The 15251-nt window shown below is 51.3% G+C and carries 11 protein-coding genes and 1 pseudogene; 6 read left to right on the top strand and 6 right to left on the bottom strand.

Going from position 1 to position 15251, the window contains the following annotated elements; genetic code table 11:
• Nucleotides 1-1178 precede the first annotated feature (1178 nt).
• Nucleotides 1179-2540, top strand: coding sequence for a hypothetical protein (locus DBY68_RS11960; protein ID WP_108476258.1), 1362 nt, complete (start codon nucleotides 1179-1181; stop codon nucleotides 2538-2540).
• A gap of 38 nt (nucleotides 2541-2578) precedes the next feature.
• Here the strand turns inward: DBY68_RS11960 and DBY68_RS11965 are convergent.
• The 6 genes and pseudogenes from DBY68_RS11965 to rpmH all read right to left on the bottom strand — a co-directional run bounded on the left by DBY68_RS11965 (nucleotide 2579) and on the right by rpmH (nucleotide 7894).
• A pseudogene (locus DBY68_RS11965) lies at nucleotides 2579-3798 on the bottom strand (integrase arm-type DNA-binding domain-containing protein).
• A gap of 243 nt (nucleotides 3799-4041) precedes the next feature.
• Entirely contained in the window at nucleotides 4042-5406 is a 1365-nt protein-coding gene (gene mnmE / locus DBY68_RS11970; RefSeq protein ID WP_108476259.1) for a tRNA uridine-5-carboxymethylaminomethyl(34) synthesis GTPase MnmE, read from the bottom strand.
• 104 nt (nucleotides 5407-5510) lie between these two features.
• The gene (yidC, locus tag DBY68_RS11975) at nucleotides 5511-7154 is read right to left on the bottom strand and encodes a membrane protein insertase YidC (protein ID WP_015966613.1); all 1644 of its coding nucleotides are present in this window, start codon (nucleotides 7152-7154) and stop codon (nucleotides 5511-5513) included.
• 2 nt (nucleotides 7155-7156) lie between these two features.
• Nucleotides 7157-7414, bottom strand: coding sequence for a membrane protein insertion efficiency factor YidD (yidD, locus tag DBY68_RS11980; protein ID WP_015966614.1), 258 nt, complete (start codon nucleotides 7412-7414; stop codon nucleotides 7157-7159).
• The gene (gene rnpA / locus DBY68_RS11985) at nucleotides 7378-7737 is read right to left on the bottom strand and encodes a ribonuclease P protein component (RefSeq protein ID WP_014072458.1); all 360 of its coding nucleotides are present in this window, start codon (nucleotides 7735-7737) and stop codon (nucleotides 7378-7380) included. Before rnpA ends, yidD begins: the two co-directional genes overlap by 37 nt.
• 16 nt (nucleotides 7738-7753) lie before the next feature.
• Entirely contained in the window at nucleotides 7754-7894 is a 141-nt protein-coding gene (rpmH, locus tag DBY68_RS11990) for a 50S ribosomal protein L34 (RefSeq protein ID WP_000831330.1), read from the bottom strand.
• Nucleotides 7895-8687: 793 nt separating this feature from the next.
• On the opposite strand from rpmH, the gene dnaA reads away from it, so the two are divergent.
• From dnaA to DBY68_RS12020, 5 genes are all read left to right on the top strand, one after another.
• Nucleotides 8688-10085, top strand: a complete 1398-nt coding sequence (gene dnaA, locus DBY68_RS12000) for a chromosomal replication initiator protein DnaA (protein ID WP_108476260.1) — start codon at nucleotides 8688-8690, stop codon at nucleotides 10083-10085.
• Nucleotides 10086-10089: 4 nt separating this feature from the next.
• Nucleotides 10090-11190: a DNA polymerase III subunit beta gene (gene dnaN, locus DBY68_RS12005; protein ID WP_108476261.1), complete on the top strand. Its 1101-nt coding sequence runs from the start codon at nucleotides 10090-10092 to the stop codon at nucleotides 11188-11190.
• The gene (gene recF / locus DBY68_RS12010; protein ID WP_108476262.1) at nucleotides 11190-12263 is read left to right on the top strand and encodes a DNA replication/repair protein RecF; all 1074 of its coding nucleotides are present in this window, start codon (nucleotides 11190-11192) and stop codon (nucleotides 12261-12263) included. Before dnaN ends, recF begins: the two co-directional genes overlap by 1 nt.
• Before the next feature lie 28 nt (nucleotides 12264-12291).
• Entirely contained in the window at nucleotides 12292-14706 is a 2415-nt protein-coding gene (gene gyrB / locus DBY68_RS12015) for a DNA topoisomerase (ATP-hydrolyzing) subunit B (RefSeq protein ID WP_108476263.1), read from the top strand.
• Between the two features lie 110 nt (nucleotides 14707-14816).
• Nucleotides 14817-15218: a YidB family protein gene (locus tag DBY68_RS12020; RefSeq protein WP_108476264.1), complete on the top strand. Its 402-nt coding sequence runs from the start codon at nucleotides 14817-14819 to the stop codon at nucleotides 15216-15218.
• Nucleotides 15219-15251: the final 33 nt, after the last annotated feature.

The following is a 15251-nucleotide window of genomic DNA, read 5'->3' on the forward strand; positions in this document are numbered from 1 at the left end:
CTCACAATAAGCGTGGCGCTCAGGATACGGGGAGGGCGAATGGCTGGCGAGTTGCCATTTGGACAAGTGTGATTTCCTGTGAGGAAATCACACTTCAGGGGGCAGTGAAACCAAACGCCCGGTGGCGCTGCGCTTACCGGGCTTACGGGATTTCCCCGTAGGCTGGATAAGGCATTTACGCCGCCATCCGGCGATGGGCACCAAAGCCTGCCGAAAACAATACAGAAGCTGGAAAATCGAGCTAACGCGTTAATCCATCAGCGATACCTTTCTTTAAACATGGCTATAGGCACATCCAAGGAACAAAAGCCAAATAGCTGATGGAACCACGCTTAAAACCATCACATTATGAGGATTTAGAGGAATTCAGCTTTTATTGCAGATGTTCCTGCAATGGCAATAGTTTTTGCCAATGAATCGTGGCTCCTGAATTACTGTGTGGACGATTTTATGCAGTCGCCTACCCGGGCAGGGATATACCCACACGTATAATGACCTGTCCTCCGGTATCGGTTCGGTAGTGCTGGTTTCTCCTCCTGGTAAGTGAATTTCTGACATCTGTTTGAGTGTCAGCCTGTTTGTTGCAGTGGATTTGCAGGCAGTAGCTGGGTTGAAGCTGATCTGCGCGCTGGCGTCACTTTCACTCGCTTACGCTCTTAAAAGTGACGCCGCGTTTTGCACATTCAGCAGGAAGTACGGACGCAAAGCCTTCGGCAATGCCGTCCGACTTCTCTACAGCGTTATGTCTGTCGCTACGCTTGCAACAGGGTAGCGATATAGGGTGTGGTCACCTGTATCAAGACAGGAGGTCAGTTTCAGACCACGCTTCGTTCCCTGGTTGACCGGGGGGCTGACCGCCAAAGGCGCTTCTTACAGGTCGCAGTTCGTCTTAGAACAGGAAGCTTTTAGGGGTACTGCTATGAGTTGGGGATAGGGTAAATCTGGGGGAGGGGGAAAGCTGCGGGAAATTGTTTGTGGGAATTAAAGATTTAAGTCGTGAGCAATATTTGATGGCAATGATGTGGTGAATGAAATGTGGTGTTGTAATTTCCATGGTCTATGTTATTAATGGGTTACCATTAGGGGGGTATTACTATTTTCCTCTAAAGAAGGAATTTATACTAAATCTCATTTATAATCTTTTTGCTGATTTTTCTTTTTAGAAAAGGACATGTTTCATGTATAACAATCTCCCTGTGCTAATGGAAAACATTCTTTATACAGATTCTTTAATGAATAGCTATTATTCCAATCTTGAGGAAAACACTATCAATGAAGCATTAAATGAATATAGATTGAGAATAGATGATCTTATAATAAATGGTTTAAATGAAGATGAACAGTCACCTTTAAATATTTATCTGTCAGGTGGGGAGGAAATCTATTCTTATAAGCATGGTTTGCTGTCAATGGATAAGGTAATATTGGATGATGTTCTCTATGAAATTTCTTTGCGAAATAATAATTCAACGTCTGATGCTATGCTTAGTCCATTTATTCAAGAAGATAAACAAGAAAAGATAGATTTAACGAAAAAGGCTATTGCTAACTTCATCTCTTTTATTAAAAGTAATTTTGAATTAATTCGTGCTGGTTTCATTTCATTTTGCAGAAGCAATAGTATGCTTGAAGAAGTTGAACGGAAAGATAAGATTTTTGAAGATAATGCAGATCGAAACTTTATCTATAGCTTTCTTCCTCGTGAAGTTGCTACCATGTATGAAAGAAAGTTAAAAGTCCAGCCTATAAGAAGGTTAGCAAATACCAATAAAATTAAATTTGTTTCTGAAAAAACATTGCCTCCAGAGATAATGCTAGAAATAACTGATTGTGAAAGTTCCTATGTTAATGGGTATATGTATCAGAGTATAGTAGACAGTAAACTAAACGATGACAGAACATTTGATTTTAGACTGGTATTGGGAAAGCATGAGAATAAACGAAGTTATGATAGTTGGGTCCAGGGAGCTGTGAATAGAACGATATTTTTTCATTATAATACCTTGATGTTAAACTTAAAGCAATCTTATGCATATGGAGCATCATTAGGTACTAGTTGCCCTTTTTATGCTAATGTTCTTAAGAAAATAGATGCACAAAATAACGTATCAAGAAGAATGATTGACGTAAATATCCCTTTCCTTGACGGATTAACTCCAACTGAAATTTTTCGCATAAGAACAGATTATGAAGATAGTTTTCATTCCTTTCGTAAGGTTCTCAGGGAAACATCATATGAGATTGAACGCTCTCAATCCAAAAAAGATATTGATTTGATAAATAAACAATTAAATGAGCGAATAATGGATGAAGGATTATCCGATGTTAAAGAAAGGCTTAAGGAATATAAACGTAAGAGTATTAAGGATTTTGCTCTTGAAACAACGCCTTTAATTATTGGTTATTTAGCGGCACCATCGGCTACAACATTAACAGTTGGAGCCTTTGGATTATTGAAAAACATATACGATGTTTGGAATGGTTCAGGTGAGGTAAAACGACATCCATCATATTTCATTCTAAAATCTCTAAAAAAATAAGTAATAATAATACTCTATTTCTGATCAGGAATAGAGTATTAGCCATTTATCTCATAAGCCTTCCCAAACTTCCCGATAACCACCTTCCGCCCCTCCTCAATCTGCGCATCAACAAAGTCTGCCCAGGACTGAAGCATCTCCCGGCGCTGATTCAGGTACTCCGCACGGTTGTAGACACCGCGAACGTCACCGATCTTATGCGCCAGGCATTTCTCTACCAAGTCGGAGTTGTAGCTTTGCTCATGTAACAATGTGCTGGCAGTACGCCGGAAGTCATGAATAACAAAATCCCTGACGTTGAGATCCAACGTACGTACCGCGCAGTTAAGCGTTGTTTTGGAGATCGGGCGTCGGTGGTCGTTTCGGCTAGGGAAGACGTATGGAGAATCTCCGGTCAGAAATTTTAGCTCTTCGAACATCGCCAGCGCCTGCTTTGACAGCGGAACAATATGCGGGTTATCCATCTTCATTCTTTCGCCGGGGATACGCCATTCCAACGCGTTGAAGTTAACTTCACTCCATGTCGCTTCAATCATCTCCGATTTACGCACCATGCAGATGATCAGCAGGTGCAGGGCCAGCTTGTGGCGTCGGTTCATGTTAGAGGTGTAGAGCCCCCGTAGCAGGATGCCGATCTCTTCTGCTGTTAGCGCCACGTCGCGGCTTGTTGCTAGTGCGATATAACGGGCCTCGATAGCGGCTGCCGGGTTGTTGAAGATGATTCCCCTGGAAATCGCATAGGCCAGCATGCGTTTAAGCACGTTTCGCGTCAGCAGCGCGACGTGATCCGGACCTCGTTGCTTGATGCGGTCGAGCACGACATGAATGTGGGCTGTTGTGAGTTCTTCGAGTTCCAGCTTCCCGATGATGGGAATGATGTCCTTCTCGATCACGCGAGTGATGTTGCGCGGATCGCGGTTACTTTTTTCAACGATATCGGTCAGCCAGCGTTTGGCGAATGTTTTGACTGTCGTTGGGTCTTTCTGTTTAAGCTTTTCTTCCTGCTTTTTCTGCGCGGGATTGATGCCATGGGCAACCATTGAGCGGCACTTTTCACGCCAAAGCCGCGCTTCTGCAAGTGAGAAAGCCGGGTATTCGCCCAGCGTGATCTTTTGCGATTTGTTGTCAAAGCGGTAGCGGAAATGCCAGATTTTTCGTCCGGTGGGAAGAACTTCAATCACCAGTCCGTCATGATCGGCAAGTTGCCAGGGGCGGTTTCTGGGAGCAAGTGTGCGCAGTTTGTATCTGAAAGTGCCATATCTCACCTCCACAATGTGTCCATGAGAAGGCAGAGTTGAGCGTTTTTTGTGTCCATTTGATGTGATTTTTAGCTCAAAAAACAAATAATGACACACGGGGAATTTAAAGATGGGCACAATTCAGGACACAAAAATCGCGGGTGAATCCGCACGACTATGGACGAGTACGGAAAGTAAAAACCCGCATTAACAGGCGGTTAATGCGGGTTAGTGAACGTTCATGGACGAAGATGGACTAAAACTTACTTACCAATACAGAAACTCGAGAAAATCCGCCCCAGCAAATCATCGGAGGTGAATTCCCCGGTAATCTCGCTCAGGGCCTGCTGTGCGAGGCGTAGTTCTTCTGCCAGCAGTTCACCCGCCCATGCACCCAACAGTTGCGCCTTGCCCTGCTGAAGGTGCTCTGCGGCCTGTTCCAGCGCCTGCAGGTGGCGACGACGCGCCAGGAAACCGCCTTCCATATTGGTTTCAAAGCCCATACTCTCTTTGAGATGATTGCGCAGCACTTCCACGCCATCGCCGGTACGTGCGGAAAGACGAACCAGTGAGTGACCATTCACCTCGCTCAGTCCCTGCGGTTCGCCGGTAATGTCGGCTTTGTTTCGTACTACGGTAATCGGTAGATTCGCTGGCAGACGGGCGATAAAGTCTGGCCAGATTGCTGCCGGGTCAACGGCGTCGGTGGTGGTGCCATCGACCATGAACAGCACGCGGTCGGCCTGTTCGATTTCCTGCCAGGCGCGCTCAATACCGATGCGCTCCACTTCATCACTGGCTTCTCGCAGGCCCGCAGTATCAATGATATGCAATGGCATGCCATCGATATGAATATGTTCGCGCAGTACGTCACGCGTAGTGCCCGCGATATCGGTGACGATAGCGGCTTCACGCCCTGCCAGCGCGTTCAGCAGGCTCGATTTCCCGGCATTGGGACGTCCGGCAATCACCACTTTCATCCCTTCACGCAGCAGGCTGCCCTGACGCGCTTCGGCACGCACGGCGTCGAGATCGGTCATCACATTGTTCAGTTGCGCTTCGATTTTACCGTCGGAGAGAAAATCAATTTCTTCATCCGGGAAGTCGATGGCGGCTTCGACGTAGATGCGCAGGTGAGTGAGCGCTTCCACTAAGTGATTTACGCGAGCGGAAAACGCTCCCTGCAACGAGTTCAGCGCGGAACGCGCCGCCTGTTCTGAGCTGGCGTCGATCAGATCGGCAATCGCTTCTGCCTGCGCTAAATCAAGCTTGTCGTTAAGGAACGCACGCTCCGAGAATTCCCCCGGCTTCGCGATACGTACGCCCGGAAGGGTCAGAATTCGCTTGAGCAGCAGATCCAGAATCACCGGGCCGCCGTGGCCTTGCAGTTCAAGCACGTCTTCACCGGTAAAAGAGTTCGGGCCAGGGAACCACAGGGCGATGCCCTGATCGAGCGCGGTACCGTCGACATCGTTGAATGGCAGATAGTCGGCGTAGCGAGGTTTTGGCAGTTTGCCCAGCACGGCTTCAGCCACCTCACGCGCCTTCAGGCCAGAGATGCGCAGAATGCCCACCCCACCGCGTCCCGGTGGGGTAGCCTGGGCGATGATCGTGTCGTTTTGGCTCATGATATGTCTCGTCCAATACAAATAAAAAAAGGCGGTCATGAGACCGCCCTATCATTATTGTTCCGATTGCCGGGTGGCGCTACGCTTACCCGGCCTACACCGAATCAGGAGCTTTTCTTCTCGCGGCTATGCAGGCCACGTTTCTCCAGACCACGGTAAATCAGTTGCTGCTGAATAATGGTCACCAGGTTGCTGACGATATAGTACAGCACCAGACCTGACGGGAACCACAGGAAGAACACCGTGAAGATGACCGGCATAAAGGTCATGATCTTCTGCTGCATCGGGTCGGTTACGGTGGTCGGCGACATCTTCTGAATGAAGAACATCGTTACGCCCATCAGAATCGGCAGGATGTAGTACGGGTCCTGTGCGGACAAGTCGTGGATCCAGAGTGCAAACGGCGCATGACGCAGTTCAACGGAGCCCATCAGCATGTAGTACAGCGCAAGGAAGATTGGCATCTGGATCAGCAGCGGGAAGCAGCCGCCCAGCGGGTTAACCTTCTCGGCTTTGTACAGAGCCATCATCTCCTGGCTCTGACGCTGTTTGTCATCACCCAGACGCTCACGCATCGCCTGAATCTTCGGCTGCAGCATACGCATCTTCGCCATGGAGGTGTACTGCGCTTTAGTCAGCGGGTACATGATGCCACGAACGATGAAGGTGATAACGATGATGGAGAAGCCCCAGTTACCCAGGAAGCTGTGGATCCATTTCAGCAGTTTGAACAGCGGCTGAGAGATGAACCACAACCAACCATAATCAACGGTCAGATCCAGGTGCGGCGCAACGGCTGCCATTTTATCCTGAATTTCCGGGCCAACCCACAGGGTGCTGCCCAGCGTACCGGTTTGACCCGGCTGAATCAGCACTGGCTGAGATTTGTAGCCGATTGCTGCAACGCCGTTACCGAGGTTAGCGGTATAGAAGTTGTTGGAGCCATCGTTACGCGGAACCCATGCTGTTGCAAAGTACTGTTGCAGCATCGCCACCCAACCGCCTTTGGAGCTGACGTTCAGGTTTTCGTTATCTGCAATGGTATCGAATTTGTATTTTTCATACTTCGCGTCAGGCGTGGAGTACGCGGCACCGCGGAAGGTGTGCAGCGCAAAGTTGCTGCTGCCCGTATCGCGGTGAGAGGGCAGATTGATGGACTGCTTAAGCTGACCAAAGGTGGACAACTCTAACGGTTTCTCGCTGCTGTTCTGCACGCTGTAGCCCACATTCACCGCATACTCGCCCTTTTTCAGGGTGAAGGTTTTGGTGAAGGTGTTACCCGCTTTATCGGTATAGGTCATCGGGATAACCAGTTCGTTCTGACCATCGGCCATTACGAAGGTATCGCTGGTGACGTTATACAGCGGACGATCGCCATTTGCCGGGTTATCCGGGCCATCACGACCGGTCAGGCCGCTCTGTGCCTGATAGATAAACTGCGGCGTCGTTTCCAGTAACTGGAACGGCTCAGAAGATTTGAGTTCTTTCGGGTAAGCCAACAGGAGTGCCTGCTCAACATCACCACCACGGGTGTTGATGGTCAGCTCGAGCACATCGGTTTTCACCGTAATCAGTTTCCCCTGGCCACTGGCCGGTACGCCCTGGTCGGCGGCGCTACCCGCTGCGGTGGTCGTAGTCTGCGTGGTCTGCTGCTGAGGTTGAGGATTTTTATCCTGCTCCCAAGCCTGCCAGATCATGAAAGACACGAACAACAAAGCGATGATGAGAAGATTGCGTTGCGAATCCATCGTTAGTGTTCTCTGGTATTAAAAGGTCCGGGGGGGACGGGGTCGTCTCCACCTGGGTGTAAAGGGTGGCATTTTAATACGCGTTTCACTGTCAACCAACTGCCTTTTATCACTCCAAACCTGCGCAATGCCTCAATTCCGTATTGTGAACAGGTAGGAGTGAAACGGCAATGCGGCCCGAGTAGCGGACTAATCAGGCGTTGATAGACCCGAATGAGGGCTATCAGGAGCCGTGAGCCAGGCGACAATGGCGGCGCCATAATTTTTCCAACGCTTCCGAAAGAGCACGGTTATCGAGGTCTGCAACCCCCTTCTTCGCCACCACCACGAAATCCATAGACGGGAGTTCATGTTGACGTAAACGGAAGCTTTCACGCGTCAGACGTTTAATCCGATTGCGTTCATGCGCACGTTTAACATTTTTCTTGGCGACTGTAAGACCGATACGGGGATGCCCCAGCGAATTTTGGCGGCCGAGGATGGTGATTTGCGGCGTGCCAGCCCGTTGTGGCTGCTGGAAGACGAATGTGAAATGAGTGGGAGTTAACAAACGTAACTCCCTGGGAAATGCTAGCTTAACCACTCAGGGGTTAGCTTTATTACTTGGAAACGGTCAGACGAGCGCGGCCTTTAGCACGACGACGTGCCAGAACCTGACGACCATTTTTAGTAGCCATACGAGCACGGAAGCCGTGAGAACGGTTGCGCTTCAGTACAGACGGTTGAAAAGTGCGTTTCATGGCGATTTCTACCTAAACTTGAATAAATTCAATGGCTTTATTGGATATCCGCCCGAAAATCGAACGATGGACACCGAAGCCATGGGTGATTAAAGAGGCCGGATTGTAATAATTGTACACTCCGGAGTCAATTCTCTTTCCTTATTTACCGCGCAATTTACCACGTTTTTTTGTAGCGTTTAGCACGGAAAATGAGCAACATCTGACGCCTGTTGGCACGTAGCATGCGCTGGGTCGGGGATTATACGGCCTGACCATTAAAGCGCAAGGATCATCCAGGATCTTTGTTAGATCATTTAAGCAAAAAATTGTCGTTACTCATTAATTTTTCCAATATGCGGCGTAAATCCCCCCTCCTTCTCTTGCGGATCGTTTACACTTAGCCGGTCTCGATCCTTCCTGTGGATAAATCGGGAAGAATCTGTGAGAAACAGAAGATCTCTGGCTCAGTTTAGGCTATGATCCGCGGTCCTGATCGGATCCACGGATCCTGAACCGGGAAAACACACTGAACGCTTCCGGTGTTTCTGGTTGCGGTACTGCCCACGGGCAGCCCGAGGTGTTTTGTGGAAAACCGCAAAGAGCGGTTCGCACGTCACCCTTGTGCATTGGGTCTTTTCGACGTGTGCCAATAATCACGAACTTTTTAATCTTATACACAGCACTATTCAGGCTGCATCTGCGGCTACTGAGTGAGTCCCCGACAGTTTATGTCAGGCAGGTTCATCAACAGCACCCTGACAGGGTCGCCTGAACGATGATGTGTATCGACTTTTTTCGAGTGGAGTCCGCCGTGTCACTTTCGCTTTGGCAGCAGTGTCTTGCCCGATTGCAGGATGAGTTACCAGCCACAGAATTCAGCATGTGGATCCGCCCGTTGCAGGCGGAACTGAGCGATAACACGCTGGCCCTGTACGCGCCAAATCGTTTTGTGCTTGATTGGGTAAGAGATAAATACCTGAATAATATCAACGGGCTGCTTAATGATTTTTGCGGTTCAGATGCGCCACAACTGCGTTTTGAAGTGGGTACCAAACCGGTCACCCATACCCTTAGAGAAACCGCGAACGTGGCGATCCCTGCCCAGGCGGCGCAGGTTCATACGCCACGCGCGGCACCCGCTCCTCGTCAGGGATGGGATAACGTCCCGGCACCGGCAGAACACGCTTACCGTTCCAACGTCAATGTGAAGCATACCTTCGATAACTTCGTTGAAGGTAAGTCGAACCAACTGGCGCGTGCGGCGGCACGTCAGGTAGCGGACAACCCTGGCGGCGCGTATAACCCCCTGTTTCTATACGGCGGCACGGGGCTCGGTAAAACGCACTTATTGCATGCGGTTGGTAACGGCATAATCGCCCGTAAACCGAACGCCAAAGTGGTGTACATGCACTCTGAGCGTTTTGTGCAGGACATGGTAAAAGCTCTGCAAAACAACGCCATTGAAGAGTTCAAACGCTACTATCGTTCCGTCGATGCCCTTCTTATCGATGACATTCAGTTCTTTGCCAATAAAGAACGATCCCAGGAAGAGTTTTTCCACACCTTTAACGCCCTGTTGGAAGGTAATCAACAGATCATCCTGACGTCGGATCGCTATCCAAAAGAGATCAACGGTGTGGAAGATCGTCTGAAATCCCGCTTCGGCTGGGGCCTGACGGTGGCGATTGAGCCGCCGGAACTGGAAACCCGCGTGGCCATTCTGATGAAAAAGGCCGACGAGAACGACATTCGTCTGCCGGGTGAGGTGGCGTTCTTTATTGCCAAGCGTCTACGCTCTAACGTGCGTGAGCTGGAAGGGGCACTGAACCGTGTGATTGCCAACGCCAACTTTACGGGCCGGGCGATCACTATCGACTTCGTTCGCGAAGCGCTGCGCGATTTGCTCGCGTTGCAGGAAAAACTGGTCACTATCGACAATATTCAGAAGACGGTGGCCGAGTACTACAAAATTAAGGTGGCGGATCTGCTCTCCAAACGGCGTTCCCGTTCGGTGGCGCGTCCGCGTCAAATGGCGATGGCGCTGGCTAAAGAGCTGACCAACCACAGTCTGCCGGAAATTGGCGACGCATTTGGTGGTCGTGACCATACTACCGTGCTTCATGCCTGCCGCAAGATTGAGCAGTTGCGTGAAGAGAGCCACGATATCAAAGAAGATTTTTCAAATTTAATCAGAACATTATCGTCGTGACGCTATGAAATTTACCGTAGAACGTGAACATTTATTAAAACCGTTACAACAGGTGAGTGGCCCGTTAGGTGGCCGCCCGACGCTGCCTATTCTCGGAAACCTGTTGTTGCAGGTGGCTGACGGTACGCTGTCATTGACCGGTACCGATTTAGAAATGGAGATGGTCGCTCGCGTGGCGCTGGTGCAGACGCACGAGCCCGGCGCAACCACCGTCCCGGCGCGTAAATTCTTCGATATTTGCCGTGGTCTGCCGGAAGGCGCAGAGATAGCCGTACAACTGGAAGGCGACCGTATGCTGGTGCGTTCTGGCCGTAGCCGCTTCTCGCTTTCCACGCTGCCTGCTGCCGATTTCCCGAATCTGGACGACTGGCAGAGCGAGGTGGAATTCACCCTGCCGCAGGCGACCATGAAGCGTCTGATTGAAGCAACCCAGTTCTCGATGGCGCATCAGGATGTCCGCTATTACTTAAACGGCATGCTGTTCGAAACCGAAGGTGAAGAGCTGCGCACCGTAGCGACCGACGGTCACCGTCTGGCGGTGTGCTCTATGCCGGTCGGCGAATCGCTGCCAAACCATTCGGTGATCGTGCCGCGTAAAGGCGTGATTGAACTGATGCGTATGCTCGATGGTGGTGATAACCCGCTGCGCGTGCAGATTGGCAGTAATAATATCCGCGCGCATGTCGGCGATTTTATCTTCACGTCCAAGCTGGTTGATGGTCGTTTCCCGGATTATCGCCGCGTATTGCCGAAGAATCCGGACAAACATCTGGATGCCGGTTGCGACATTCTCAAGCAAGCGTTCGCGCGTGCGGCCATTCTTTCCAACGAAAAATTCCGCGGCGTGCGTCTGTTTGTCAGCGAAAATCAGCTGAAAATCACCGCCAACAACCCGGAACAGGAAGAAGCGGAAGAGATTCTGGACGTCAACTATTCCGGTACCGAGATGGAAATTGGCTTTAACGTCAGTTACGTCCTCGATGTGCTCAATGCGCTGAAATGTGAAAACGTGCGAATTTTGCTGACGGACTCCGTTTCCAGCGTTCAGATTGAAGATGCTGCCAGCCAAAGTGCGGCCTACGTTGTCATGCCAATGAGACTGTAATGTCGCTCACCCGCTTGTTGATCCGCGACTTTCGCAACATCGAAAGCGCGGATCTCGCCTTATCCCCTGGCTTTAATTTCCTGGTTGGCGCAAACGGCAGTGGCAAAACCAGCGTGCTGGAAGCCATCTATACGCTCGGCCATGGCCGGGCGTTTCGCAGTTTGCAGATTGGCCGCGTGATCCGCCATGAGCAGGACGCGTTCGTGCTGCACGGGCGTTTGCAGGGCGAAGAGCGCGAAATCGCGATTGGCCTGACGAAAGACAAACTTGGCGACAGCAAAGTGCGCATCGACGGCACCGACGGTCACAAGGTGGCGGAGCTGGCGCTGCTGATGCCCATGCAACTCATCACGCCCGAGGGGTTTACTTTACTCAACGGCGGCCCCAAATACAGAAGAGCATTCCTTGACTGGGGATGCTTCCACAACGAAGCCGGGTTCTTTTCCGCCTGGAGCAACCTCAAGCGCCTGCTGAAGCAGCGCAACGCCGCGCTACGCCAGGTCAGCCGCTATGAGCAGCTACGGCCCTGGGATAAAGAATTGATTCCCCTGGCGGAACAAATCAGCCGCTGGCGTGCCGAATACAGCACCGGTATCGCCGAGGATATGGCGGATACCTGCAAACAGTTTTTACCGGAGTTCTCCCTCACCTTCTCTTTCCAGCGCGGCTGGGAAAAAGAGACGGATTATGCCGAGGTGCTGGAGCGGAACTTCGAGCGTGACAGAATGCTGACTTACACCGCGCACGGCCCGCATAAAGCCGATTTTCGCATACGCGCCGACGGCGCGCCGGTGGAAGACACCCTGTCGCGCGGGCAGCTTAAGCTGCTGATGTGCGCACTGCGCCTGGCACAAGGCGAGTTTCTGACCCGCGAAAGCGGTCGGCGCTGCCTGTACCTGATAGATGATTTTGCCTCGGAACTTGATGACGCGCGTCGCGGGCTATTAGCCAGCCGCTTAAAAGCCACGCAATCACAGGTTTTCGTCAGCGCGATTAGCGCTGAACACGTTATGGACATGTCGGATGAAAATTCGAAGATGTTTACCGTGGAAAAGGGTAAAATAACGGATTAACCCAAGTTTAAATGAGCGAGAAACGTTGATGTCGAATTCTTATGACTCCTCCAGTATCAAAGTCCTGAAAGGGCTGGATGCGGTGCGTAAGCGCCCGGGTATGTATATCGGCGACACGGATGACGGCACCGGTCTGCACCACATGGTATTCGAGGTTGTGGATAACGCTATCGACGAAGCGCTCGCAGGGTACTGTAAAGACATCGTTGTCACCATCCATAGCGATAACTCCGTATCCGTACAGGATGATGGCCGTGGTATCCCAACCGGTATTCACCCGGAAGAGGGCGTGTCTGCCGCCGAAGTTATCATGACCGTTCTGCACGCAGGCGGTAAATTCGATGATAACTCCTATAAAGTCTCCGGCGGCCTGCACGGCGTAGGCGTTTCCGTGGTTAACGCCCTGTCGCAGAAACTGGAACTGGTTATCCAGCGCGATAACAAAGTTCACCGTCAGATTTACGCGCACGGCGTACCAGAAGCTCCCCTTGCCGTCACCGGCGAAACCGAAAAAACCGGTACCATGGTTCGCTTCTGGCCGAGCCTTGAAACCTTTACTAACGTCACCGAATTTGAGTATGACATCCTGGCGAAACGCCTGCGCGAACTGTCATTCCTCAACTCCGGCGTTTCTATTCGCCTGAAAGACAAGCGTGACGGCAAAGAAGACCACTTCCACTACGAAGGCGGCATCAAGGCGTTTGTTGAGTACCTCAACAAAAACAAAACGCCTATTCACCCGAATATCTTCTATTTCTCCACTGAAAAAGACGGTATCGGTGTTGAAGTTGCGCTGCAGTGGAACGATGGCTTCCAGGAAAACATCTACTGCTTTACCAACAACATTCCGCAGCGTGACGGCGGTACGCACCTGGCAGGTTTCCGTGCGGCGATGACTCGTACCCTGAACGCCTACATGGACAAAGAAGGCTACAGCAAAAAAGCCAAAGTCAGCGCGACCGGCGACGATGCGCGCGAAGGCCTGATTGCGGTGGTTTCCGTAAAAGTACCGGATCCGAAATTCTCCTCTCAGACCAAAGACAAACTGGTTTCTTCTGAGGTGAAATCGGCGGTTGAACAGCAGATGAACGAACTGCTGAGCGAATACCTGCTGGAAAACCCGTCTGACGCGAAAATCGTGGTTGGCAAAATTATCGATGCCGCGCGTGCGCGTGAAGCGGCGCGTCGTGCCCGTGAAATGACGCGTCGTAAAGGTGCGCTTGATTTAGCTGGTCTGCCGGGCAAACTGGCCGACTGCCAGGAGCGCGACCCGGCGCACTCCGAACTGTACCTTGTGGAAGGGGACTCCGCGGGCGGCTCTGCAAAACAGGGGCGTAACCGTAAGAATCAGGCGATCCTGCCGCTGAAAGGTAAAATCCTCAACGTTGAGAAGGCGCGCTTCGATAAAATGCTCTCTTCTCAGGAAGTTGCCACGCTTATCACCGCGCTCGGCTGCGGCATTGGTCGTGACGAATACAACCCGGATAAACTGCGCTATCACAGCATCATCATCATGACCGATGCGGATGTCGATGGTTCGCACATCCGTACGCTGCTACTGACCTTCTTCTACCGTCAGATGCCAGAAATTGTTGAACGTGGCCACGTCTATATCGCGCAGCCGCCGCTCTACAAAGTGAAGAAAGGCAAGCAGGAACAGTACATCAAAGACGATGAAGCGATGGATCAGTATCAGATCTCCATCGCCCTGGACGGCGCGACGCTGCACACCAACGCGCACGCACCGGCACTGGCTGGCGAAGCGCTGGAAAAACTGGTTTCTGAATACAACGCCACGCAGAAAATGATTGGCCGCATGGAGCGTCGTTTCCCGAAAGCGATGTTAAAAGAGCTGGTTTATCAACCGACGCTGAACGAAGGCGATCTCTCTAACGAACAGACTGTGACCCGTTGGGTGAATGCGCTGATTACCGAGCTGAACGAAAACGAACAGCACGGCAGCCTGTGGAAGTTTGATGTGCGCCATAACAGCGAACTGAACCACTTTGAGCCGATTGTCCGCGTTCGCACGCACGGCGTTGATACCGATTATCCGCTGGATCACGAGTTCGTGGTTGGGCCGGAATACCGCCGTATCTGCACGCTGGGTGAGAAACTGCGCGGTCTGGTGGAAGAAGATGCGTTTATTGAACGTGGCGAACGCCGTCAGCCGGTTGCCAGCTTCGAGCAGGCGCTGGAATGGCTGGTGAAAGAGTCTCGTCGAGGACTTGCGATTCAGCGCTATAAAGGTCTGGGCGAGATGAACCCGGAACAGCTGTGGGAAACCACCATGGATCCGGAAAGCCGTCGCATGCTGCGTGTCACCGTGAAAGATGCGATCGCCGCTGACCAGCTGTTCACCACCCTGATGGGTGATGCCGTAGAACCGCGTCGCGCGTTTATCGAAGAGAACGCCCTGAAAGCAGCAAATATTGATATCTGATAACGACGCTTTCAGAAAACGGGCGAGGGTAAATCCTCGCCCGTTTTTTTTGCCCCGCATTCACCTATACTTCACTACGTCCTCAATTAATGGCTTTAAGGAGTAACAAAATGGGACTTTTTGATGAAGTCGTCGGCTCGTTTCTTAACGGCGATGCCGGGAAGTATCAGGTTATCCTGAACTGGGTGAACGAGCAGGGCGGGATTCAGGCACTGCTGCAAAAACTGCAAAACGGCGGGTTGGGCGATATCCTCTCGACGTGGATTAGCAGTCAGCAGGGTAATCAGCCTGTGAGTGGCGACCAGCTTGAATCGGCGCTGGGCACGCCGGCGGTTTCCGATCTCGGCCAAAAACTGGGCATCGATACCGGTTCCGCGTCGACTATGCTGGCAGAATATCTGCCGAAAATCATTGATGCGCTCTCGCCGCAGGGGGAAGTTGACCCGAAGGCGCATAACGATTTACTCAGCGCAGGAATGGATCTGCTGAAAAGTGGCAAACTTTTCGGCTAATCCCGCAACAAAAGGGGAGCTCGCCGGGTGCGT

The sequence above is a fragment of the Pseudocitrobacter sp. RIT415 genome (genome assembly GCF_003057695.2).
Lineage (GTDB): Bacteria > Pseudomonadota > Gammaproteobacteria > Enterobacterales > Enterobacteriaceae > Pseudocitrobacter > Pseudocitrobacter faecalis.